At 42.4% G+C, this 22,403-nt stretch carries 26 protein-coding genes and 2 pseudogenes; 18 read left to right on the top strand and 10 right to left on the bottom strand.

From position 1 onward, the window contains the following. Positions 1-7: 7 nt before the first annotated feature. Entirely contained in the window at positions 8-394 is a 387-nt protein-coding gene (gene frdD, locus OCV30_RS01235; RefSeq protein WP_065680353.1) for a fumarate reductase subunit FrdD, read from the top strand. A gap of 222 nt (positions 395-616) precedes the next feature. Here frdD and efp read toward each other — a convergent pair whose 3' ends face one another. Beyond that, positions 617-1,183, bottom strand: a complete 567-nt coding sequence (gene efp, locus OCV30_RS01230; protein WP_009847919.1) for an elongation factor P — start codon at positions 1,181-1,183, stop codon at positions 617-619. A 33-nt stretch (positions 1,184-1,216) separates the two neighbouring features. Between efp and epmB the strand changes: the two genes are divergently transcribed. Continuing rightward, a complete protein-coding gene (epmB, locus tag OCV30_RS01225) occupies positions 1,217-2,239 on the top strand; it encodes an EF-P beta-lysylation protein EpmB (RefSeq protein ID WP_065680354.1) in 1,023 nt (340 codons plus the stop codon). A 177-nt stretch (positions 2,240-2,416) separates the two neighbouring features. Further along, positions 2,417-2,905 carry an MgtC/SapB family protein gene (locus OCV30_RS01220; protein ID WP_065680355.1) on the top strand — a complete coding sequence of 163 codons (489 nt, stop codon included), beginning with the start codon at positions 2,417-2,419 and terminating at the stop codon, positions 2,903-2,905. Positions 2,906-2,980: 75 nt separating this feature from the next. On the opposite strand, the gene OCV30_RS01215 is transcribed toward OCV30_RS01220, so the two are convergent. The 6 genes and pseudogenes from OCV30_RS01215 to OCV30_RS01190 form a co-directional block, all read right to left on the bottom strand. Next, on the bottom strand, positions 2,981-4,414 hold the full coding sequence (locus OCV30_RS01215; protein ID WP_083994646.1) for a sensor domain-containing diguanylate cyclase: 1,434 nt from the start codon (positions 4,412-4,414) through the stop codon (positions 2,981-2,983). 273 nt (positions 4,415-4,687) lie between these two features. Next, the gene (locus OCV30_RS01210) at positions 4,688-5,245 is read right to left on the bottom strand and encodes a VC2662 family protein (RefSeq protein ID WP_065680357.1); all 558 of its coding nucleotides are present in this window, start codon (positions 5,243-5,245) and stop codon (positions 4,688-4,690) included. 636 nt (positions 5,246-5,881) lie between these two features. Continuing rightward, a complete protein-coding gene (locus OCV30_RS01205; protein ID WP_065680358.1) occupies positions 5,882-7,030 on the bottom strand; it encodes an RNA-binding domain-containing protein in 1,149 nt (382 codons plus the stop codon). Then, entirely contained in the window at positions 7,018-9,636 is a 2,619-nt protein-coding gene (locus OCV30_RS01200) for a TrlF family AAA-like ATPase (RefSeq protein ID WP_065680359.1), read from the bottom strand. Before OCV30_RS01200 ends, OCV30_RS01205 begins: the two co-directional genes overlap by 13 nt. After that, a pseudogene (locus tag OCV30_RS01195) lies at positions 9,636-9,840 on the bottom strand (hypothetical protein); the annotation flags it as partial. The pseudogene OCV30_RS01195 and the gene OCV30_RS01200, both read right to left, overlap by 1 nt. Positions 9,841-9,870: 30 nt before the next feature. Then, a pseudogene (locus OCV30_RS01190) lies at positions 9,871-10,037 on the bottom strand (helix-turn-helix domain-containing protein). Between the two features lie 247 nt (positions 10,038-10,284). Here OCV30_RS01190 and OCV30_RS01185 point away from each other — a divergent pair. From OCV30_RS01185 to OCV30_RS01175, 3 genes are all read left to right on the top strand, one after another. Further along, positions 10,285-10,725: a DUF2787 family protein gene (locus OCV30_RS01185; protein WP_065680360.1), complete on the top strand. Its 441-nt coding sequence runs from the start codon at positions 10,285-10,287 to the stop codon at positions 10,723-10,725. Between the two features lie 97 nt (positions 10,726-10,822). Next, positions 10,823-11,515, top strand: a complete 693-nt coding sequence (locus tag OCV30_RS01180) for a hypothetical protein (protein ID WP_065680361.1) — start codon at positions 10,823-10,825, stop codon at positions 11,513-11,515. Positions 11,516-11,631: 116 nt separating this feature from the next. After that, complete coding sequence (locus OCV30_RS01175) at positions 11,632-12,567, top strand: LPD25 domain-containing protein (RefSeq protein ID WP_065680362.1); 936 nt, start codon at positions 11,632-11,634, stop codon at positions 12,565-12,567. A gap of 226 nt (positions 12,568-12,793) precedes the next feature. On the opposite strand, the gene OCV30_RS01170 is transcribed toward OCV30_RS01175, so the two are convergent. Further along, complete coding sequence (locus OCV30_RS01170; RefSeq protein WP_280136726.1) at positions 12,794-13,666, bottom strand: group II intron maturase-specific domain-containing protein; 873 nt, start codon at positions 13,664-13,666, stop codon at positions 12,794-12,796. A 72-nt stretch (positions 13,667-13,738) separates the two neighbouring features. Between OCV30_RS01170 and OCV30_RS01165 the strand changes: the two genes are divergently transcribed. The 11 genes from OCV30_RS01165 (at position 13,739) to OCV30_RS01115 (ending at position 20,361) form a co-directional block, all read left to right on the top strand. After that, a complete protein-coding gene (locus tag OCV30_RS01165; RefSeq protein WP_065680363.1) occupies positions 13,739-14,110 on the top strand; it encodes a hypothetical protein in 372 nt (123 codons plus the stop codon). Positions 14,111-14,270: 160 nt separating this feature from the next. Further along, on the top strand, positions 14,271-15,302 hold the full coding sequence (locus tag OCV30_RS01160; RefSeq protein ID WP_065680108.1) for an IS110 family RNA-guided transposase: 1,032 nt from the start codon (positions 14,271-14,273) through the stop codon (positions 15,300-15,302). Between the two features lie 483 nt (positions 15,303-15,785). Beyond that, entirely contained in the window at positions 15,786-16,259 is a 474-nt protein-coding gene (radC, locus tag OCV30_RS01155) for a RadC family protein (protein ID WP_065680245.1), read from the top strand. After that, the gene (locus tag OCV30_RS01150) at positions 16,256-16,693 is read left to right on the top strand and encodes a DUF2787 domain-containing protein (protein ID WP_083994642.1); all 438 of its coding nucleotides are present in this window, start codon (positions 16,256-16,258) and stop codon (positions 16,691-16,693) included. Before radC ends, OCV30_RS01150 begins: the two co-directional genes overlap by 4 nt. Before the next feature lie 46 nt (positions 16,694-16,739). Then, positions 16,740-17,183: a DUF2787 domain-containing protein gene (locus OCV30_RS01145; protein ID WP_065680247.1), complete on the top strand. Its 444-nt coding sequence runs from the start codon at positions 16,740-16,742 to the stop codon at positions 17,181-17,183. Between the two features lie 3 nt (positions 17,184-17,186). Then, on the top strand, positions 17,187-17,363 hold the full coding sequence (locus OCV30_RS01140) for a hypothetical protein (RefSeq protein WP_004735711.1): 177 nt from the start codon (positions 17,187-17,189) through the stop codon (positions 17,361-17,363). Positions 17,364-17,500: 137 nt separating this feature from the next. Beyond that, positions 17,501-18,268, top strand: a complete 768-nt coding sequence (locus OCV30_RS01135) for a transcriptional regulator (protein ID WP_065680248.1) — start codon at positions 17,501-17,503, stop codon at positions 18,266-18,268. 47 nt (positions 18,269-18,315) lie between these two features. Further along, positions 18,316-18,645 carry a hypothetical protein gene (locus tag OCV30_RS01130; RefSeq protein WP_226088531.1) on the top strand — a complete coding sequence of 110 codons (330 nt, stop codon included), beginning with the start codon at positions 18,316-18,318 and terminating at the stop codon, positions 18,643-18,645. Between the two features lie 50 nt (positions 18,646-18,695). Beyond that, entirely contained in the window at positions 18,696-18,953 is a 258-nt protein-coding gene (locus OCV30_RS01125; protein ID WP_065680250.1) for a hypothetical protein, read from the top strand. Positions 18,954-18,994: 41 nt separating this feature from the next. Further along, positions 18,995-19,231 carry a hypothetical protein gene (locus OCV30_RS01120; RefSeq protein WP_065680251.1) on the top strand — a complete coding sequence of 79 codons (237 nt, stop codon included), beginning with the start codon at positions 18,995-18,997 and terminating at the stop codon, positions 19,229-19,231. A gap of 209 nt (positions 19,232-19,440) precedes the next feature. Further along, complete coding sequence (locus OCV30_RS01115) at positions 19,441-20,361, top strand: IS5 family transposase (protein WP_065680243.1); 921 nt, start codon at positions 19,441-19,443, stop codon at positions 20,359-20,361. A 63-nt stretch (positions 20,362-20,424) separates the two neighbouring features. On the opposite strand, the gene OCV30_RS01110 is transcribed toward OCV30_RS01115, so the two are convergent. Both OCV30_RS01110 and OCV30_RS01105 read right to left on the bottom strand, forming a co-directional pair. Beyond that, positions 20,425-21,204, bottom strand: coding sequence for a DUF3658 domain-containing protein (locus tag OCV30_RS01110; protein WP_017098419.1), 780 nt, complete (start codon positions 21,202-21,204; stop codon positions 20,425-20,427). 175 nt (positions 21,205-21,379) lie between these two features. Beyond that, entirely contained in the window at positions 21,380-21,862 is a 483-nt protein-coding gene (locus tag OCV30_RS01105; protein WP_065679792.1) for a tetratricopeptide repeat protein, read from the bottom strand. Between the two features lie 132 nt (positions 21,863-21,994). Between OCV30_RS01105 and OCV30_RS01100 the strand changes: the two genes are divergently transcribed. After that, complete coding sequence (locus tag OCV30_RS01100; RefSeq protein WP_017082573.1) at positions 21,995-22,366, top strand: hypothetical protein; 372 nt, start codon at positions 21,995-21,997, stop codon at positions 22,364-22,366. Positions 22,367-22,403: the final 37 nt, after the last annotated feature.

Genomic DNA, 22,403 nt, shown 5'->3' with positions numbered 1-22,403 from the left:
CTTCGTTATGACCACAAATTACAAAGTGAAACCTGTTAACCACAATCCGAAACGCTCTGATGAACCAATCTGGTGGGGCCTATTCGGCGCTGGCGGTACTTGGTTCGCGATGATTACACCAATCACGATTCTAGTGCTGGGTATCTTGGTGCCAATGGGCATAATCGATGCGGATGCAATGAGCTACGAGCGTGTCTCTGAGTTTGCCACCAGCATTATCGGTGCGCTATTCATCATCGGTACGCTAGCACTGCCAATGTGGCACGCAATGCACCGTCTTCACCACGGCATGCACGACCTTAAGTTCCACGTCGGTGTTGCTGGTAAAGTGGGTTGCTACTTCGTTGCAGGCCTAATCAGCGCGCTATCTGTTATCTTCATTTTTATGATTTAACAGTTAAGAGCAGATTCGAGATTCGGGTAACTGAGATTCGAAGAGTTTAAGAACGAAAATACTAGAAGCAGAACAGGATTATCTTGTTCTGCTTTTTTGTTACTTGTCGAATCTCGTTTACTCGAATCTGCTCTTCTCCGATCGCCAGATACAAAAAAGGCCGCTCATAAGCGACCTTTTCTATTTCACTGAGCCACCTTAAACAAGATGGACACAATCAAATTACTTCACACGACCAACGTATTCGCCAGTACGAGTATCAACTTTAACAACTTCACCGATAGCGATGAATAGAGGAACACGAACTACCGCGCCTGTTGCTAGAGTTGCAGGTTTACCACCCGTACCCTGTGTATCGCCTTTAAGGCCAGGATCAGTTTCAGTTACTTCGATCTCAACAAAGTTTGGCGGAGTAACAGTGATAGGGTTATCATTCCACAACGTTAGAGTACAAACGTCATTTTCAACTAACCATTTTGCTGAATCAGCGACTGCTTTTACGTCTGCTGCGATTTGCTCAAATGTTTCGTTGTTCATGAAGTGGTAGAATTCGCCGTCGTTGTATAGGTAGCCTAGTTCAACGTCAACAACATCTGCAAGCTCGAAGCTTTCGCCTGACTTAAATGTTTTCTCTAACACTTTGCCTGACAGCAGTTTACGAAGTTTTACACGGTTAAACGCTTGGCCTTTACCTGGCTTAACGTATTCATTGTCGATAATTGCGCAAGGCTCGTTATCTAACATGAATTTTAAACCGCCTTTGAATTCATTGGTGCTTACTGACGCCATGATTTTCTCTTCCACATCTTTGAGTTAATTTCAATGCCGCATATCATAACCCGAAAAGTCGAATCTGTTGAGCAAAACTGGCTCAAACAACTATCGAATGCGATCTCTGACCCGACAAAACTGCTTGAAGCATTGGAAATAGACCCAACACCGTGGCAAAAAGGATTCGCAGCACGTGAGCTGTTTTCACTTCGAGTTCCTCTTAGCTTTGTTGAACGAATGGAAAAAGGCAACCCACACGACCCTCTATTGCGTCAGGTGTTACCGCTCAACGAAGAGTTCGAAGTACACCAAGGTTATTCGGCCGACCCGTTGGAAGAGCAAGACAACGCAATCCCCGGGTTACTGCACAAATACAAAAGTCGCGCATTGATGATTGTGAAAGGTGGTTGTGCTATCAACTGCCGCTACTGCTTCCGCCGGCATTTCCCATACCAAGATAACAAAGGATCCAAGTCTGTTTGGCAAACCAGCCTCGATTATGTGGCTCAACATCCCGAGATTAACGAGGTTATCTTATCCGGTGGTGACCCTTTGATGGCCAAAGACAGCGAACTAGAGTGGCTGATCAATGCTATCGAACAAATTCCACATGTGAAAACCGTTCGAATCCACAGCCGATTACCGGTTGTGATCCCAGCTCGAGTGACGGATGAGCTGTGCCAATTGTTAGCTCAAACTCGCCTCAATGTGGTGATGGTCAGCCATATTAATCATGCTAATGAAATCAATTTAGAGCTCAAACAAGCCTTCTACAAGCTGAAGCAAACTGGCGCGACTCTGCTTAACCAAGGCGTGATGCTTAAAGGCGTAAATAACAGCACTAACTCATTGAAAAAATTAAGTGAAAAGCTATTCGACGCCGGTATTTTACCTTACTACATGCATGTACTTGATAAAGTTCAGGGCGCTGCTCATTTCTATATCTCAGATGAAGAGGCAAAAATGCACTTCAGGGGTTTGATCGCTGAGGTTTCGGGCTACCTAGTACCTAAGTTAACTCGCGAAATTGGCGGCCGCAGTAGCAAAACACAGCTCGACCTGCATATTGAATAACCCTATCTCGAAACAATCGTCGCTTCTTATCGTCTTGTGTATCAAGAAGCGACAGAAATAACACACACCTCTCGACTGGCTACTCCACATCAATCGTTAAGACAAAAAGTTTTTGTTCGATCGTCCGGTCTATTATTAGCATACTCGGCTCTATTCTAAATTTTTAGGAGGGGTGATATGTCACAATTTATAGAACAAACTCTCAACCTTGCCCCCTTTAGCTGGGCTGGCCTTGCAGTATGCATGCTGTGTGGTTCGTTAATCGGCATCGAAAGGCAAACACGCGGCAAACCGGTAGGGATCAGGACATCGATTCTGATCATCAGCGGCACCTATTTCTTCCTAACCATGGCGATCAGCCTTTCCCCTAACACGCTCGATCAAGCTCGTGTGCTTGGTCAAATCATTACTGGGGTGGGTTTCCTTGGTGCAGGGGTAATGATGACATTGGATGGCAAGATTCATGGTGTCACTTCTGCCGCGATTATTTGGGTGCTAGCCGCTCTAGGAATGATGATTGCACTAGGGCATCTTTCCCAGTCGGTTATTATCACGTTAATGGCGTTAGTTATCCTGCTTGGTGTCGACAAGGTAGAAAACAGCTTCCAAAGCCTACGTCGCGGTGTTCACCAAAAGTGGATGAGAAAAGTCCGCGTCAAAAAATAACATCTATCAGGAAGACATTTTTCCTTAGGTGAAAGAGCCTAGTCAAACGACTAGGCTCTATAATGCACTCACGAATTAATGTACGTGAATATTCACTTGATTCTTGCCCGCCGCCTTCGCTTTATAAAGCTGCTCATCAGATGAACGAATACTTTGGTTTTCCCACAAATGTCCAATACTGTCGAACTTACTCAGAGAGTAAAGCGTTGCCCCCCCAGATGCTGAGATATTAATCTTGTCGCCTGTCAGACATCGATAGCTTTGTAGGCTAATGTCGTTTTGAATTCGTTCAAAGATCGATGACAGTAATTCGGATGATTCACCCGTAATCGCGACAACAAACTCTTCACCACCAAATCGAGCCACAATATCTTGCTGCCTAACACTGTTCAGCATTAACTGGGCAACATGACAAATCACCTCATCCCCCACCTTATGACCATACTGGTCATTCACCTCTTTGAAATCATCGATATCAAATACGCCAACACCAATAATCGGTTCTTCACCTTGTGCTAATAAGCGCTCTTCAAAGCCTCTTCGATTTAACAACCCAGTAAGAGGATCCTGCATGGCTAAATCATTCAAACGCTGATGCTCTTGCCTGATATAAAATCGCCATAACCATAACGCTGAAACAAAGTACAAAGCCAATAAAATCAGTAACTGGACCCGCTCCAGTTCCAGTATATGTAAGAAGTGCTCGCTCTTTCCTTCTTCAATAGTCAGGTACAACTCTGTATTAACTCCATCGACATACAAAGGCCGTGAATAGGTAAAGTCCAACACCCCATATTTGTTCACACCTCTTGCACTCGTCACCTTGTATCCATGAACGGGATTCGAGACCAGATTAGAGACGTAGCCATCAACACCGAGTACCCCTTTAAACTCGCCATCCACATAGATACCTTTGGTTAAGGTTACAACCTTCTTCCCCGTTAGGTAGTCATCGTACTGCCCGGTATACACCACCTGGTCTTGGCCCTGAGCTAAGCCAAAGCGAATCGTATTCACCCAATAAGGACGGCTATTAACGATCGAATCAAAGGTGTCACCTTTAATGTAACGAGCAAAATCAGAAGGCGAAGAGATGATAAACTTATCTTTGGAGATAAAGTAAATCGCAGAGATGGTATCAATAGTATTCGCAAAGTAAGCCATGGTGGGTGCGATAAACATGCGCTTACCAGCTTCTGAATGAAGCTCCGACTTTAGATCGCACATCTCACTAGGGCCAGAGAACATAAAATCAAATCGAGTGGCTTGTTGCTCTTCACTAATGAAATAACACGTCTTACCTTCGACCTTTTTCTCATGTGAGAATACGTATGTATCACTATGCAATGGATAGAGTGCTGTAATGTTGTACTCAAGCGCATTAATGATCTGTGTGAGCTCCGCTAAAGAGCGTGTCACGCCTTGGTTTTCAATTCCATACTGCTTTTCTGACTCTTCCGCTGAATCAACAAGTAACAAGCTAAAAACCACTAAAAAGCTGACGGTCAGACTTAAGAAAGCCTTTTTAAAATCGACGGTATGGGGATTAATCAAAGCATATAAGTCATCATTGAAAATTTAGCGCACATTGTACTCACAAGTGAGAACATCGCAACAAAAGTATAAAACAACATGCTTACAGTAACGTTTAAGGAGTGAGATAGCAGATGTAAAATAACGCCTAAACATAGAAGTAAAGGCGTTGATAGGTTCAATCATGGATAGCTTTAAGCCTTGGTAAGAACGTCGCTCACCAGTATTGAAACCAGCGCGGCTACCGTCTTACTTAGCGAAATTCACAATTGGGAAGCACGGGAAAAAACCATTGTCAGCACAGTTGATCAGACCAATCTGTACACCTTCAATTTTATTGGTTTTGTTGAAGATACCAACCTGAACCGTCGACACCTCTGAAAGGTTCGCAGCGCCTACATCCACCATAGTGTTCCCTTCAGAATAGTTTACGAAACTCACGTTCGCGCCTTTTACATCATTAGTAATGTTAACAGCACCTAGGTTAACACCTGTTGTTTTACCTGTGTTCCAGTTAAAGAAACCTAGTGAAGCACCTGTCATTTCTTGGTTTACTTTTGATGCACCAAAAATACCAAGGTTCACACCTGTCGTGGTTTGCGTCTCAGACATACCAACAACTGCAAGGTCGACACCTTTAAGGTCATTGACTTGCCCGTGAAGCAGAGCCAGACGTACACCACCAACCGCATCTGAATCAGGAGCGTTAAAACCATTGATCGTTGAAAACATAACAGGCGAAGAAGCAAATGCTGCCGGTGACATTACCGCTGCAGATACAGCAAGTACTGAAAGTAATTTTTTCATTGGGGAGTCTCCACTGACTTATTGTTGACTTGATCAATCCATATTCAATCAAGCATTTATTGTCCTTTATTCAACAGCTATCCATGTTAAATCAATGTCATAACTGTACCATTAAATATAAGACTCAAAATCGTAAAGAGCAATATTGAGCGGAGGATATCATGAGAGGCAAGAGTAACCATCGGCAGTCAGGTTTCTATATGTCGACGATAAAGATTCCCTATCACGCTCGTTCCTCGCTGTAGGGAATAACGAAACACAAAGCAACTCAAACAATAACAACCGTCATTCCAGAACTGAGGAACGAAGTATCTGGAATCTCAGAGCACAAACCCCTCCGTCACTTTAGCCAAAGCAGATTCCCTATCACGCTCGTGCCTCGCTGTCGGGAGTGACGATTTCAAAGCATAAAAAACGGAGACCGAGGTCTCCGTTCTAAAGTTTATGTATGGCTTTCTCTGTTACGAGAAAGGGGGATGGTTACATCATGCCGCCCAGGATTAGCTAAGCCTTTGTTTAAAGAGAAAATTAAAACAAGACACAACAACTGTACCCCTCATTATACCCTAGAGTCTCTATAGACAGGTGCTAAACAACTAAAGTAATTTAATTCTAAGCTTAGTTATGCACATAAGATCAACACTCTCTCTTAATCACAACTTTAAACTCATTTTTATCTCTATTATCAATAAATTCAATATTGGGCCAATTTTTTATCGCCCTTTGAACACCGCTGCCAATACCACGATATGGAAGCACATATCTCGCAAATGAAGCAATGATTGGATTTCGACTGTTAGAATTACCATTAACAATATTATCAATAGTGAGGTTATTTGGTAGATGCCCAGGACTAATGATTTCTATACGATCTAAAAACACAAATAATTTCACTGGAGCTTTGGTGAAGTAGTCCCTATGGATCAATGCATTAGCAATTAACTCTTCAAACACAATTTTAGGTATTTCAGGCTCCCCTACAGAATTAAAACCTTGCCCAGCTTGCACATGACGGATATTGGTAAGTATAAAACTCATACATTCTTGATAAGTAACACCTAATTTGCCATGAATATCTCTACTATCATTGTACTCTTCGTCTGTGATATCCGTACCAGGGAAAGCTACTGCTTTTACAATGAATGCTGGTAATTTGAATTGAGGCTGCCGTGCCAACAACAACGTACCACATAGATTTAAATTATCTTCTTGCATCAAGTTCATCGACTCTAGCAGCTCGCTATGACTTCTTGATTGAGAAGACAAATCTTCACCAACAACATTTTGGAAAAAGTCTGAAAAATAGTCCATATCGATATCATCAATAGATGTGTTTTGAACTTTAAGTTCATCTGCATGGACGAGTGTTGCAGCTTGAAACATTCGTTGCATCTCTTCAATGGCTGTCACCGCTCGTTTATCGGAACCATTTTTCACCCAAATACGCCCATCGTTATCCGCACATGGACGAATACCCTTATCTATGGAAACAACGATTACCATACCATCAGGGTGCTCAACATTTTCTGTTATAAGGTTTATCGCAGGTTTAACATTATTTGTTGCCGCATCAGCTATTAGACGATTACTACTTTCCAAATCATCTACAGTTAGTCCATTTACGCTCTGATCATCAGCAACACCAACAATTAACTTACCGCCTTCTGTGTTACTAAATGCAATCAATTCTTTAGCTATATCTTTGGCTCGAGATACTCGTTCTTTGAATTGATGCTTACTGTCTTCGCCTCGAGCAATCAACCCTATAAGTTCTATGACTTCCATACTTCATACACCTGCTTACGTTTATCAAAGGCTTCTTGACCACCTTCCATTATTGACACAATCTGTTGCTGAACTTGTTTATTATCAATACTACCTGAAAATAGTTCTGTCTTTTGATCGTCATAACGACAGCAAACAACTTGCTCTGCATCCCCAAGTACCGGAATATTTGCATTATGAGTAGCAAAAATAAATTGCGTAGATGGCTTAAGTTTTGTGAGCATCTTAATTACATCGTCATATATTGTTTGGTTATCTAAATCATCTTCTGGTTGATCAATTATCACTACATCGTTATCTTGCTGACTTAGTACAAAAAGCATTAATGCAGAAGCTCTTTGACCAAGTGAATGCTGCTTTAAAGCTTTACCATGATATTCAATCACATATTGATTAGGGACTTGCCAAGTTAAGAGCTCTTCAATATTCTTTTGAAAGTATTCATTAAACACTTCGTAATTTGAGACCATCTTTCTTACATCATCCCATGCATTTCTCATTGAACAAAAATCACCGAACTTTTCGATAAGCCCCTGAAGAGTCGTACCACGTATACCACTCCCCCTATAAGCATCCTGCATCATATTTAACGTAGACGTTGAATTCGATTTATAGCTCGCCAATATTTTAAGTGGTGAGTCTTGTTGGTTAACACGAGCAATGCACTTTTCTATCTGATTGAACTCTTCGGTTCTTAATTGCTCAAGTTTACACAACTCATCTGTTAGATCACCTTTAAGCTGTTGATGCTTACTATCACTTAACTCCAATGCTTTTAACACCTTCCCCGCTTGATCAATCTGCGTTTTTATTTTTCTAAAATCTTCAATTTTTAGAGATTGGATTCCCTTTTCCCTAAGTTCGGCAGATAACTTACGCTCTATTTCTGCAAAAGCTTCTTTATTAGAATTTTTAGCCAACTTAAAGCTTTGAAGTTTACTCTCTAAAGGCTCGATGAGCGTTGCTGACCCTGAAGCTATTTTATCCATTAATTTAAGTTGTTCTAAAATAGGCTGATACAGCTTACGGTACTCTTCAAAAAACGGGTTATTCTCTTTTGATTCATAACTGCTTAAAAGTAGTAGTATACTTTTTTGCTCTTCAATGAAATCTTGAAGTTCCATATAGAATTTTTTTGCATTACTTGTCGCATCCACAAGTTTACGTTCATCTCGATCAAACTCTATTTGCTTCTGAAGCTTTTCTTCAATACCGTTATCTTGGTAAATTTTTAAACTGAACTCTGCGTCCTGTTTTTTCTGAAACCATTCTTGCTTTGCTTGCTTATCTGTCGAGAGCTTCTTGATTTGTTTGATCACATCAATGACAGCTTGTTTCTTTGCCAAAATTTGCTGACGAATTGGTTCCAGTGAGTCACCTACCAATTTCTCAATCAAGTCTTTTTCAAACCCTTCGCCACTGCTCGATAAATCTTTTTGGCCAAAATAAATAGGGTTGTACAACACTGTTTCACGTATTGACACCCCAGGCTGCACAACACCGTTTACCATAACGTCTGGTGCTTTATTGTTAATTCTTTTAATTTGATAAGCTTGACCATGCCGATCTCTAGCATTGATACAAATAGCTCCACCGTTATTTAATAAATGATGAACTAAATCATTTTTATAATCCTTATCCATCGACTTAACGCCTAACGGGATGTTTAGTGCATACCTAATAGCTTCTAGAACCGATGACTTACCGCTACCACGGATGCCAATTAACGTATTTAATTCAGAAGAAAAGGATACCGTTTGGCCACCAAGCGAGCCTTCCCCTTCAAAGTGAATACTATCAATATGTGAATGAGCAACTTCGACTACCTGACTATTTACTCTGTACCTATGATTGATTAAAGCAAACTTAACCGCATCAAACGAAAAGTCCCCAACTTTCAAGTAGCTTATTTTTCCCTTACCAATTTGCTCAATACTCTTAGGGTCACTGCCTTCAACTTCTGCCACAAAATAGCCATTCATAACAGAAATTAGCTTATCTTTCTTATCACGAGTGGCGACTTTTTGAAAACCAAGAACACGCTTTCTAAATGCCTCACTAGCAAAAAGATCACCTATTGGTCCGGGCTTTAACGCCCCCCACAAACCATTATCTGCTTCTACATGGGCGAAAACTAAAAAATAGTCTCTTTCAAACTTGTCGAGTTCCCGAACTGTTTCTTTTAAGTCATGATTAGACCTAGCATTCTCTTGCTCAAAATTAGCTTGCCCTGCAAAGGTGACGTTTAGAAAGCTCTGAATATAGTTTTCATTTTCTTTATTGATGACCCATTCATCGGAAAAAATCACTAAAGTATGAACTCCGGCTTGCCCATCCTTGACCGATAACTCGACCCCAGGAAGTAAACCTACCCCCTTCTTGCGCGCTTTTTTACGCATTTGCTTAAATTCATCGAGTTCAAATTTATTGTGGTTACTAATTACACCAAGGCCTATACCCGCTTTTTCGAGCCCAGCAACATAACTATTGATATAATCATTCTCACTCCCCGAATACTTAAATTCTTTATCCGCACGGGTGTGCAAGTGAAAGTCAGCTCGAATCCACTCACTGCCATGACTAAATCGCGAATGTACATTGCTCATTAATAATGCTCCTCAATATAACTATACGTCTTGGCGAACAACTCTTTGCCTTTACTTAAAGCAAACTGCGCCAATTTCAGTAGCAACGCCTTCTGAATATCTCTTGACCCACTGTTCGTGGTTTGCCAGCTTTATAAAGCGTTTGGCTTTTACAATCTTCTCTACCTGCTCAACTACATCACCAATTAGCTTTGCCGTGCTCTCAAGTCACGTTTGCCAAGAACAGTTTAATTACTATTTACTCTTTTCTATCCAAGCTTCTAAATATTTTCGTTTAAAACGCCATGGGCCACCAATCTTGAAGCCCGGAAGCCTTCCTTCACTGGCGAGGCGATATGCAGTTTTATAGACACCTTCAGATAAGTAGCCACACCTTTAATTATTAGTGTTTGATCAACCATCGGGTTGTACTCTCACTAAAATCTTTTCAATACTGAGCAGAGAGAATACGGGAGAATTGAAGAATCAACAATGCTCAAAACCAAACTTTCAGCACTCCGGTTTCATATATGATTTTTTTTTATTTTAGTCGAAATTACTCACCATTCAGCATCATGCCCCTCAGCCCCTGCCATCCACTCGAATCCAAATTTTTTCAAATATATTTCATCACTATGCATAACCTCATGAGTCGAAAAGGAGCCGATTATGCATAGGGATATCTTACCCACAACTTCATTCAACAGGACTGCTTTGCCTATATCTCAGGCTCTTCTGGATACATTAAACAACGTTCTAAACAAACACACAGGACTCGTAGATGATCATCACATCATCCATTTCAGCAATAAGCACTACTCCGCTGAACATGGAGGCTATCACCCTGTTGAGATTGCACTAGCGAAAGACGTTAACAACATCTATTCAATCCTTTGCATCACAGATTTTAGCTTCAATGGATACCCTTACCCGACACTTGAGCGAGATATTGAGTTCGATTTCACTCATTCCACGGTCTTCACTCGATACTCCGGTTTAAAGAGTATCAGCGCACCCAACACCCACAAGCTATACACACTTTGGGAATCCAAGTTTATTGCTAACTTAGCCAAGGGAGCCTACAACCCAATCGAACTGCGTGGCCCCTAATACATGAACGCTATTGATAACCACCACTTTACCGATCCCCCTGTTTCTAGCTATCACCATGATTTTACTATATTACTCTTTCACAGGAGCCCCCTTTATGTCCTATGACATTGTCTATGAACAACTGGCACTGCGTATACCAAAAGAAGACGTTGTTCAGCAAGCCTGTACCTTCTTCAGAGAACGCCTCAACCACACAGACACCCAAAGCACCAACGAACTCAAACAAGCTCTGTATGAACGTTACAGACTTAGACTGCGTGAAGATGACCTATTTATGCTCCACATGCTCATTGGCTCTAGCAATCTCTTTGACACCGAGACAAACAAACGAGCACGTAGCTGGCAGTTCTGTGGTGTAAACACATTCAACCAGCTACTCGTGAAATACGGTTGTGACTGGTCAGCAGCCGCTGAATCAGGAGATGTCAAACTCAATGGTCGTAACACCAAAGCAGAAGGTTGGATACGTGCATTACGTAACACTCTGAATCTCCCTAAAGACTATGGAGTGATGCCGTATTGTCACACCCTAGAGGTATGGCTTAAAACGCCATTAGATACCTCAAAACAAACCCAACTAGATGAGTTAAAAACGCAGCTAAGTGATTTAGATGCAACTTGGAAAGAACGGCAACGATTTGAAGACGATGGCTTTGATGTCGCAATAAACCCCAAGTCTGCTTTTGAGATGTTGCTCTTTCAGCAGCTCATCAATGGCTACCAAGGCAAGTGCTGGATAAATGGCTCAGAGCCGCCCTATCACGCTGTAAAGAAGCATTCTATCTAATACGTTAAACACAACCCACCAGCTTAACGACCCACAAACACGTTCACCCACCACTCTAGAGGCCACCTTGTTATCAAGGTGGTCTTTTTTATTTTATTCGAAGAAAGGAACCCACTATGCAAACAACACAACCAAACAGCTCATCCATAGATCAACATGATTCTTTACCTACGTTAGAGGCAAAAAAAATCAAACCACTCACGGTACTTGTCCACTGGTCTGAATCTCGCGAGTTCAGTGAAGAGACACTCTATGACTTTAATGAGTTCGAAAATAAAGCGCTGGAAGTTGCCAAACGCAACCCATTAGGCGGGTACGATAAAACAAAAGTAACCGTGACCTTTGACAATGAATATCAGCACGAATGCCGCTTAGATTTAGGATGTGGTGGTAATGACCAAGGCTTTGCTGAGCATTGCTTAAGCATAGTTCGTTATTACCGTCAGCATAAAGGGGATGTCGATAAGCCTTGGCTTTATGACAAACACCACCAGCAGTTAATCGAACTCATAAATACTTATGAGTTGGACCACTCATTCGTAGACCTAGGGCGTATGCAGGTTAAACAGGTCGAGGAGCAAGCCAAAGCCGAAGAAGCTGCAAAAGAAGAAGCCAAACAACAGAAGCGGGAAAGAGCGTGGCGTAAACACCAGCAAGCGGAGGAGGCGTTTCAAGAAACCTTAGAAGTACCACCATGGGCAAAGGGCGTGATTGTTGCCACACTCACGGACTATGACGCTGAAATCAGTGAACCGTATGCAGGAGAGTTTCACACCAAAACGCTAAAGACCATCATTCTCGCTTGGTCGAAACACTCTCGAAACCTATTCCCTGAGCTGCGCAAAGCTTGTCTGAATCACTCTGAAACGGCTTTCCTTAACGATCCAGAGAAAAGCGTTGAACACCGTGAACGCTTTGCCATGGGAGAAGGCTATTACCTAACCGATACCAAATACATTCGTCATGGATGGCAAGTCAAAAAGCGAAACTTTTACAGAGAGGACAATAAAGCACGTTACGTACCCTTAGGTGATATCGCGATAGGCGAATAAAAGAAGAGAGAGGCGAGCGGATCGCCTCTCTCTCTGGGTGGTCTTATTTTTTTCTGTTATCAACGACAGAATCGCTGGTGATCACAATCAACCTACAAGGTTTGAAACTAATTTCTGTCGAGTAGACGACACTTGTTACCAAGTGCCGCCCCTCTAAGAACCGTACGTGCAACTTTCACTGCATACGGCTCAAGCCTCCACTAAGGCATCATTGATACCCAGCAACTTATAACGCAGTCGGGACAGGCTCTTTCCAAGAGTTACGGGCTAGCCTTTTAGATTTTCTCTTCACCAAATATTCTTGGTATTGAGGGTCAAAAGGGGTCGCTGCATTCTTGATTTTTACGTGTCGCTCGATGGGCACTTTCGCTATTTGGAACAGATTGAAGTGACAATCCATATTCATGATCTTCTGCCAACCGTGAAATTGCCACTGGCCTTTTCGGTTGATGAAGTACTTATGGGTGACCCAATCTTTTGATTTAGTTGGGTGACGCCTAACAGCCCAGAGCCATAATGCTTGGAATAGTTGGTGTCCAACGTATCCGAAAACTCGTTTGGCAACACAGTGGCGATAGTAATTCGCCCATCCCCGTATTTTGGGGTTTATCATTTTGATAAGGTTATTTACGGGGATCGTTGCGTGAGTTTTGATGAGTCTACGCAAGTTACTTAAGAATGACAGTACATTGGTTTTACTCGGTTTTATGAGTAGCTTTCCTTTGTATTTTCTGTGGTTAAACCCTAGAAAATCGAAACCATCATCAATATGAGTTGTGCGTGTTTTTTCATCGGAAAGTGTTAGACCTCTTTCTAGTAGAAATTCAGTAATCAATGGCTTTATGTCGTTCTCTAATACATCCTTTGATGTACAAGTGACAACAAAATCATCAGCGTATCCAATAAAGTTGGCTCTTGCTTTCTTCTTGAGAGCCAAAGACTTTATTTGTTGTTCAAGCCCTGCGAGAGTTATTAGCATTAACGTTGGAGAAATTATGCCACCTTGTGGCGTGCCTTCTTCCGTACGATAAAATAACTGTACTTCACCCTCACTTTGCGACACAGCTGGGGCGCAAAATCCCAAGATCCGATGTGTCAATTTTTCAATTGGTGTTAAATATAAATTTGTTTTATATTGTGTAACGTAATAATAAGGATAATGGAGATATAAATGAAAAAAATCATTGCAGTTGCACTTCTAGGAGTGACATTTTCTGTTTTAGCTAAAGAAGTGCCGGTTAATTCACCTGAATTAGACTTGTTGCTTAGCAATAATACGCTTCATGGTGTTCATTACGGAAAAAAAACAGTCCAATATTTTTCCGATTCAGGCACAACGTGGTGGATGAGTAGTGGTGATGTAAAACCTAGCGAAGGCACATGGCGAATTAAAAATAGTCAATATTGTTCAAACTTCGGTAATGGGGAAAGTTGCTACGATGTTGTCCATGATAACTCACAAGATATCTATTACTTTTTAAAAGGTGATTTCCGAGCTCCGTTTATCCCTCGTGATGGATACACGTTTAGCACGGTAGACTAGTAGTTTTATTTATTTAACATAACGGCACTTAGTGCGCACTGGCAAAAATCTAGAGGCTGAATTATCAGCCTCTTTTTCGTGTTCTGGCTTGATGTATGGAATCCACTCCCTCTCTGCCAATCTACACTTAGCAGAGTGCAGTTATAACGAGGGTTCCAATATGTTGACTAAAAATGTTATCGCGATCGACCTAGCAAAAAATGTTCTGCAAGCCTGCCATATCAGTATTTACGGTGAGATGCTGTCCAATAAACCTTTAAGTCGACAGAAAATGAAAGAGTTTCTTGCCAAGGCTAAGCCTTCCATTGTCGCCATGGAAGGTTGTTGCGGCTGCCACTACTGGGGGCAATTAGCTGAAAAGTTTGGACACGAAGTGCGGATTATCAACCCGAAGAAAGTGAAAGGCTACCTAGAAGGACATAAAACTGATCATAATGATGCCCTTGCTATCGCTAATGCCGCTATCCAAATTGGTATCAAGTACAGCCGTCCAAAGTCATTAGAACAACAATCTATGCATTCATTAGAAACCAGCCGTAGGTTCTTATCTCGTAGTGTGGTTTCCTTAGGGCTTCACATTAGAGGGACGATTTTGGGCTACGGGATAGCAAACCCTAGAGGTGAAAAAGGTTTAAAAGCGTCGGTTCAAACAGTACTTGATGGAGAGACCTCAATACCAGCAAATGTTGTATCCGTTCTGTCCATGTTGTGGGAGCAATATAAAGAACTGAAAGCAAAACTCATCGCGTTCGAAAAAGAGAAAAATGCGTTAACCCGTCAGATAGAACCATGCCAACGATTAATGGAAATTGAAGGTGTTGGTGAAACAACAGCTGCGATGCTTTATACCACTCTGGGTGATGGAAAGCAGTTCAAGAATGGAAGGCAAGCTTCAGCGTTTGTTGGTCTTACGCCCAAACAACACAGTTCAGGTGGTAAGGTCTTTATGGTTGGGATCGATAAATGCGGTGGTGTGAAAGAGCTACGCTCCCTTCTCTATCTTGGTGCAATGTCTTACGTTGGACGACTACCAGAAAAACCGAAGACTCAAAAGGATGCTTGGTTGAGGAGTATCATAGATCGTATCGGATTCAAGAAGGCCTGCATTGCACTGGCGAACAAAGTGGTACGGACTGCATGGGCAATGTTACGGTATGAATCTGAATATAAACCTGTTTTACTCACCGATTAATCATTAATAAACTCTTAAATTTCACAAAATGATGATGCATAAAAGGTAAGACCAACCTACTGAAAACCTGGCCATTCTGTCATGCTAAGCAAGCTGCTAACTCGATAAGGACAGTAGGTGCGCAAAACATCAAAGGCTAGAAGGTAGCTCCTTCAATAAGAAGCCGAATATACGACCGCATCTTAACTTTTATTACCAAAATCACTTTGTAAATACGTGGATTCCATATACGTAATGGGGCAAAAATCACTTAGAGTAACAACTCAATTAATTGTGATCACCAGCGACTCTCTCCTGCCCTCTCTCATTCTAACGCCATCAGATTCCCTCTCTAACCTACCTCTAAAGCTAACAAACCATACGCCCTCTTCAATAACACATCTTTCCTTATGATCTTCCATCGCTTCGCACCCTAACCCCAAAAATTTTCAGGCATATGTCATCAATGTGAATACCCATCATTGAATCCGACAGGAGCCCGTAATGACTACCCCTAATTCTGATTACCAAAAACAACAGCGCTATCAAGAAAATGAAATCCTAGAGCATGCCGCTGAGATACTCGCAACGCGCTATGTACGTGGTGATGCCTTAATTAGTCCTAACGCCACTAAAGAGTATGTACGCTGCAAACTCGGCAGCTATGAACGTGAAGTGTTTGCTTTACTGCTACTGGATAACCAAAACCGATTGATTGAGTTTAAAGAGCTCTTTCATGGCACCGTCGATGCCGCCAGTGTCTACCCAAGAGAAGTAGTAAAAGCGGTGTTAGAAGTGAATGCAGCAGCAGTGATTATGGCACACAACCACCCTTCCGGTGACTCTACCCCCTCACAAGCGGATAGACGTATCACCGAAAGACTCAAAGACGCTTTAGCGCTGGTGGATGTGCGCGTATTGGACCATATCGTAACGGGCGAAACCTGCACCTCATTTGCTGAACGAGGCTGGTTATGATTGAACAATACTATGGTGACATCACCATCAATGATGCACTGCTCTCGTCATTAGAGAGCCTTCTAGCAGGTCACACACTACCTGAGCATGCTGAGCGACTGGTACTGAACTGCCGTCAAATGAGTTACTACCGCCATCGCCAAGGATTGCACCCGATTGAGATACAACTCAAACGAGAGTCAATCTCAGAGCCTTGGTTCATCGTGTTCTTTGCGAGCTTTTCTTACCCTAATGACAACAGTACTTCAGTAGAGCCAGAGCTGTACTTTCATATTGCTAATCGTTGGTTCTATCAACCCGATACAGGAACAACGGATTTATCTCATCCAGAAGTGCAAGAGGTACTCTCTGCTTGGGTGAATGCATTAACTCGCCACCTAACCCGAAACGTCTTTGATAGCGTGCAACTCTCGTTGGTCAGCTCGTTTAAATAACCCCCTGCCTACTTTCTGATTTATCCCTAAACAAGGAGGACTGTCGATGTCCCAATTAGCCTTTACATCATTACCCCTACCTGTTTCTAAGAAGCTGTATGCGTTGCTTAATGCGCGTTACTCGGCTCATTTACTTAACAATGAAACGCTCTCCACCAGCCGTCATGTGGTCTTTAACTTTCGTGATAAAAGTTATAGTGCTGATGCTGGTGGCTTTCACCCTGTCGAGATGTCTATTTGCCAGTCTTCAACAGGAGAGTGGTGTGTTGAGTACATCACAGACTTTTCTTATATGGGGAACTACTACCCTGAGCTTGAACGGAATTTGGATTTTGACTTTCGCGCTCGTCAATGTTTTGCCAGCTATCATGGCTGGTTTTCAATGAAAGATAACCGTGAGGCTATCGAGCTGTATCAATTGTGGGAAAGTGATTTTCTCGCATACATTGAGATGGAGGCATTCGACGATATTACCCTTACTCCGCAATAACTCATGACTTCCCTTCTCCTACAAACCATCAAACTTATCTCTGCCCTCATCACGTTACTTTCTCTTTCCCCTTTCTTTGGTGCCATTGGAACCCTAACGACCTTAGGCTTTCTGGTGGTACTGCTGATTGGGTTACTAGTAGCAATCTCAGAGCTGAGAGATAAAAACAACCATCGATAATGTTAATCGACTCACGCTTTCGCTAAGCCGATTGATGGCGCTTTAACCGTTGGACATTATGTGTCGAACCCACCTCTATTCTCCCGACATTAAATGTCCGACTCCGGTGTGGAGCGCTATGTATTGAGAGAGTAGTCATGAGCAATAAAACCAGCATTGAAGGCTTATCTGCTTTGCTGCACACGCTGATGCTTATTCCTCAACATCGATGGATCACTGTTAGGGAGTTGCAGCAGCAGTTAGCCCTAATCGATATCCACCGCACCACGCGCAGTATCAAACGCTACCTCGATGACATCATTGTGGAGGTGTTTAACGTGGAGTGTAATTCGATGAGCATGCCCCATATTTACCGAAAAACATCCGAGCAATTGCTGAAGCTAAACAAGCAAGAAATGCTCTATTGGCAACTGACTAATAAGTACTTACAGCCGCTTATTCCTGATGCACTGAATTATGGACAGGGTCGGCCCTCGGAGAGAGACAAACCCTTACGGGATAAGGCTTCAGCTATTTCAAAAGAACGACTTTGGCTAAGTAAAGTACACCTCAACCTGCCTAATACGAGAGGCTGGAGTAACAAGCAGCAACAAGTCTTAGGGTCAGTCCATGAAGCATTACTTAACAACCGAATGCTAAAGGTCTCTAGCCAAGCTTTGCAGCAAGAGCAAACGCTCATTGAACCACTGGGACTCTCGGTTCAGTGTGACGCGCTCTTGCTGCTCTTTCGGCTATCCAACCAACATCCAATACACACCGTTGCCTTACCACTCATCAATGAGGCCAGTGTATCGACATTTTCATTTACCTATCCCTCTGACTTCAATGTTGAGCAGTTCATGCTGGCTCACGAAGGAACAGGCTACCCAGAATTTCACTCACCAATGAGGAGAGTAAACCCATGACAAAAATAAAACATCGACTAAACCAATCGGTTCGATACGCAGTCACGATGGCCCTGTTTATAGGAGCAACAGGATGCACTGAACAGGAAGAATCTCCTGAAGCCGTTGCGGATATAGAAGTATCTATCTCCACCAACTCTCATTGGGGAAGCTTAGTCTTTGACCTACAAGCCATCACCAACAACACCGTCATCACCGACGTTGTGATTAACCGAGGTAATTGTCGTATTCCTGCTGGTACGGCCTCAGAGCTATCTAGAAACGTTTCATTGAAGTTCGGGGAAACCTACACGGGATACAGCAACAACTGCACTGTCGATAACGTGAAAGAAATTGAAGTCACTTCAACGGCTGGCACCTTTGTTTACACCTTCTAAACCGAAAGCAAAACAACTCATCTATCTATCAACACCAATAAGGATCGAATATGAAAAAATCATACGTACTCATCGCGATTGCATTGAGCTCTCTAAGCGTTTCATCAATGGCAAACGCTGCGCTCGGTGGAACACCAAACATCTCTAAGGAGCACCTGGAAAAACACTGGAATGGAAAACAAGGTCCTCAATCCACTCTTGTCGCTGGAGCTCTTCTGCATTGGACAGCCGATGCGTGTGGAAAGCTTAACGGTCAGGTCTCCGATAAGAATAAATGCTCACCAGAAGTTGAGCAAACTTCTAACTAATCCTACAACTTTCTTTTTAAAATTATAGTGAGAATCACACCATGAAAAACATTACAACAAACACACTTGTTCTACTGGCTTCCCTAGCATCACCTTTTGTTTTGGCTCAAGGTGGTGGATCGCTTGGAGGTAATCCATCGGTAGAAACGGGAGCGGTTAACGTCAGTGTAGGCAAATGCACTCAATACAAGCTGGATGTGAAAGCAGCCCTAAACGCAGGTAAACAGGCATCGTCGGTTGCGATACATAAAGGCTGTGAAGCCATCAAAGAAAAATAGTGCCACCAGCAAAGGCTCAAAATGATAATGGGGAGCGTGATTGATCCCCATTCTTTTTTTGCTTCTGGACATAGCTTCTTATCTAAATACCTCTCAACAAGACTATTCCCATTAGCTGGCAATTTCACTTGGCTTTGTTGCGTAATTCAGTGGAACTAAATCCAGAACCTACGATCTGATCAGCTACATTCACTCCCTCTCGTAGCCCTATGCCTAAACCTCGTTATAAAACAACCAACTGGAAGCAATACAATCAATCACTCATTAACCGTGGCTCTCTGACCTTTTGGATTGATGAAGAGGCGATAAGCGGCTGGGCGCAAAGCAAACAGAATAAGCGCGGGAGGCCGCGTCGGTTCAGTGATTTAGCTATCACGACAGCACTCATGGTGAAACGAGTTTTTTCTATGCCATTGAGAGCGCTGCAAGGATTTATCGACTCGATATTTAGGTTAGCCCATGTACCGTTAAGTTGTCCGCATTACACCTGCATCAGTCGTAGAGCCAAGCAAGTTGAGGTTTCATTTAAGACTAAAACGAGAGGAGCGATACAGCACCTAGCTATTGATGCTACTGGCCTTAAGGTTTATGGCGAAGGTGAATGGAAAGTCAAAAAACATGGGACGGATGGCAAGCGTAGAGTCTGGCGAAAGCTTCATATTGCCGTCGATACCAACACTCATGAGATCATTGCCGCTGAGCTAAGTTTATCGACGGTTACAGATGGAGAAGTACTCCCGAACTTACTGAAACAAACACGCCGAAGTATCCTTGAGGTGTCTGGTGATGGCGCTTACGACACGAGAGCGTGTCACGCTGCTATTAAGATTAAGGGAGCTATTGCGCTTATTCCCCCAAGAGAAGGGGCAGCCTTCTGGGAGCGTGGTCACTCTCGAAATCTCGCCGTGGGTTGCCAGAAATTATACGGCTCAAATAAGTATTGGAAAGAGCGGTATGGATACCACAAACGTTCACTCTCAGAAACAGCGATGTATCGAGTTAAACAGTTGCTAGGAGGGAAACTGAGCTTAAGAAATTACAATGCCCAGGTGGGTGAAACTTACGCGATGATAAAAGCGTTGAACAAGCTTACTGGGTTAGGTATGCCTGAAACTTGTCGTATTGATTAAGAAATACGCGAAACGGGGTAGTTCTATCTTTAAATTTAATTACGCAACAAAGCCCTTCCCATATCATAACGCTCGACTCAACTGACGCCTAAAGAAAGGTCCTTCACCTACCGAGCGCACTATTTTTCTCAAGATCAACACACGCAATCTGTAACAGAGAAAAGTATCACCAACTTGCCCTACATAATCACCAAGCACACGACCAATGACTACTGCTGCAACACAAACTCGTGGGCCAATCGCAGCAAGAAGAGCAGCATCAAAAAACGTCTCATCATGGGATACAATTGCGGAACCGTTCCAAGTTCGAACCATATCCCTACTCACAAGAAGACTATCCCATTCTTTGGCTAATTTAACCTGTTGAAAGATATCAAGAGGTACTGGAATGACGGTAGTAAGTTCTTCGGCTGAACAGGCACCAACGATTGGCATGGTGTCTTTGCTCAACTTACCTGTCGTTACATCGGCTAAAAATAAACGTTGTTCCGGTAGCACAGAGCACAGCGCTCGCAACATTAATTGCTCATCCACTGACTGGCCAACCCAAACAACATAATCGCCATCGCATTCGAGGTTCTGATAGCTCTGCAATATGGGCAGTCCTATATGGCCAGCTAACCATGGCCATAAGTCTGGATCATTAATAAGATCACATACCCCCCTAAACCAATTACTACGTAGAGCATCTCCCTGCTGCGTACCATAATTATTTAACGGACCGTAAGTCAACGGGTCACTCAGCTCTACTACCCGCTTCTTTTCATCTGGCGCAAGAAGATAATTCAAAATGCCAGCAGCTGCGCCTCCTGTAACAAAGTGAGTCACCTTACGAAGGGTCATGACTAAACTCACTTATCATATCAGCACATCGTCTCTCTATTCTCATCATCGATCCTTGTCTGCTACCAACTGCTAATCACTTATCGAGCTCCATAACCTTAGAATTCATAAGTTGGTTTACTCTATTGTTTCTATTCCCCGGTTAGACGAACAAATATACGTAGGAACGCAACATTTACCACGTTTTATCAAGGTCTTTTGCATAAAGCAGAATGGCTCGCTGGTAACTTTTGATTTTCTTACTCTCAGTGGTTGATAACAATAACTTAATTAGTAACGCCGTTGCTTCTTTGTGTCGTTCTAAGTTGTACAAACACATGGCATAGAACGGCTGTACTTCCAGTGAATCAGGGTATTCAGCAATGGTTCGCTCAAAATACTCTAACGCTTCAGTGTATTTACCCAAACTGCGATAAGTACTCGCCAACCCAAACAGAGCATCAAAACGTTCAGTTATGGAAAGATCCCCTTCCAATGCAAGATGATAATGTATAAGCGCTTGCTTCTCTTTGCCTTCATTATCATAAGACCAAGCCATGCATAAATTTGCTTTGGCTGCATATTGACTGTCATCCAATAGCGTACGCAGCAAAAGCCGAGACGCATGATAATTTCCGGCCTCTCTAAGATTGATGGCTTCGTGGATAATGGTTTCCATGTGCATCTCCTCTATAATTGACTAATAGAATGAAATTTATTTACACTCTGTGCTAACTCTCAAATCGTCCAACGATAAATTATCAATGATAAAATCTTAAACTAGATGAATAAATAGTAATAAAGGAATCCAATGTTTATAAGATTTATTGCCAGTATGGAGGAGGAAAAGCGACTCCAGCATACTCATGGTATCATTACCCAAGCACAAATGATGCTTGTCGACGGATTGATCCTTTACGAGTACCATCAGGTGCATATTAAAGAAATCTTCACTCAACTTAATGAATCACTACCATGTCCACCGTTCCACTCAAAGTCATGGCCAGACAATGCTATCTCTTGGTTTTTAGACTCAAGCGTCAAACATATATCACTCATGTATGAGCTAAAATATATATTAGAAGAATATGATACAAAGGTGGCGACATTACATTATTCAGACGTCGGCACCATTTTATACAGAGATGACTTTCAAGTGGTGGCTAAGTCTAGCCTCTTATGAAAAACAAAATAATATATTGATAATAAAATGAACCTTC

Source organism: Vibrio atlanticus (genome assembly GCF_024347315.1).
Lineage (GTDB): Bacteria > Pseudomonadota > Gammaproteobacteria > Enterobacterales > Vibrionaceae > Vibrio > Vibrio atlanticus.
Note: the sequence above shows the minus strand (reverse complement) of the source record. Positions and strands in the feature narration are given on the sequence as shown.

Excerpts from the sequence above, each read along its gene's own strand:
- frdD (WP_065680353.1), top strand. The coding sequence starts at position 8 with ATGACCACAAATTACAAAGTGAAACCTGTTAACCACAATCCGAAACGC.
- efp (WP_009847919.1), bottom strand. The coding sequence starts at position 1,183 with ATGGCGTCAGTAAGCACCAATGAATTCAAAGGCGGTTTAAAATTCATG.
- epmB (WP_065680354.1), top strand. The coding sequence starts at position 1,217 with ATGCCGCATATCATAACCCGAAAAGTCGAATCTGTTGAGCAAAACTGG.
- OCV30_RS01220 (WP_065680355.1), top strand. The coding sequence starts at position 2,417 with ATGTCACAATTTATAGAACAAACTCTCAACCTTGCCCCCTTTAGCTGG.
- OCV30_RS01210 (WP_065680357.1), bottom strand. The coding sequence starts at position 5,245 with ATGAAAAAATTACTTTCAGTACTTGCTGTATCTGCAGCGGTAATGTCA.
- OCV30_RS01205 (WP_065680358.1), bottom strand. The coding sequence starts at position 7,030 with ATGGAAGTCATAGAACTTATAGGGTTGATTGCTCGAGGCGAAGACAGT.
- OCV30_RS01200 (WP_065680359.1), bottom strand. The coding sequence starts at position 9,636 with ATGAGCAATGTACATTCGCGATTTAGTCATGGCAGTGAGTGGATTCGA.
- OCV30_RS01185 (WP_065680360.1), top strand. The coding sequence starts at position 10,285 with ATGCATAGGGATATCTTACCCACAACTTCATTCAACAGGACTGCTTTG.
- OCV30_RS01180 (WP_065680361.1), top strand. The coding sequence starts at position 10,823 with ATGTCCTATGACATTGTCTATGAACAACTGGCACTGCGTATACCAAAA.
- OCV30_RS01175 (WP_065680362.1), top strand. The coding sequence starts at position 11,632 with ATGCAAACAACACAACCAAACAGCTCATCCATAGATCAACATGATTCT.
- OCV30_RS01165 (WP_065680363.1), top strand. The coding sequence starts at position 13,739 with ATGAAAAAAATCATTGCAGTTGCACTTCTAGGAGTGACATTTTCTGTT.
- OCV30_RS01160 (WP_065680108.1), top strand. The coding sequence starts at position 14,271 with ATGTTGACTAAAAATGTTATCGCGATCGACCTAGCAAAAAATGTTCTG.
- radC (WP_065680245.1), top strand. The coding sequence starts at position 15,786 with ATGACTACCCCTAATTCTGATTACCAAAAACAACAGCGCTATCAAGAA.
- OCV30_RS01150 (WP_083994642.1), top strand. The coding sequence starts at position 16,256 with ATGATTGAACAATACTATGGTGACATCACCATCAATGATGCACTGCTC.
- OCV30_RS01145 (WP_065680247.1), top strand. The coding sequence starts at position 16,740 with ATGTCCCAATTAGCCTTTACATCATTACCCCTACCTGTTTCTAAGAAG.
- OCV30_RS01140 (WP_004735711.1), top strand. The coding sequence starts at position 17,187 with ATGACTTCCCTTCTCCTACAAACCATCAAACTTATCTCTGCCCTCATC.
- OCV30_RS01135 (WP_065680248.1), top strand. The coding sequence starts at position 17,501 with ATGAGCAATAAAACCAGCATTGAAGGCTTATCTGCTTTGCTGCACACG.
- OCV30_RS01130 (WP_226088531.1), top strand. The coding sequence starts at position 18,316 with ATGGCCCTGTTTATAGGAGCAACAGGATGCACTGAACAGGAAGAATCT.
- OCV30_RS01125 (WP_065680250.1), top strand. The coding sequence starts at position 18,696 with ATGAAAAAATCATACGTACTCATCGCGATTGCATTGAGCTCTCTAAGC.
- OCV30_RS01120 (WP_065680251.1), top strand. The coding sequence starts at position 18,995 with ATGAAAAACATTACAACAAACACACTTGTTCTACTGGCTTCCCTAGCA.
- OCV30_RS01115 (WP_065680243.1), top strand. The coding sequence starts at position 19,441 with ATGCCTAAACCTCGTTATAAAACAACCAACTGGAAGCAATACAATCAA.
- OCV30_RS01110 (WP_017098419.1), bottom strand. The coding sequence starts at position 21,204 with ATGACCCTTCGTAAGGTGACTCACTTTGTTACAGGAGGCGCAGCTGCT.
- OCV30_RS01105 (WP_065679792.1), bottom strand. The coding sequence starts at position 21,862 with ATGGAAACCATTATCCACGAAGCCATCAATCTTAGAGAGGCCGGAAAT.
- OCV30_RS01100 (WP_017082573.1), top strand. The coding sequence starts at position 21,995 with ATGTTTATAAGATTTATTGCCAGTATGGAGGAGGAAAAGCGACTCCAG.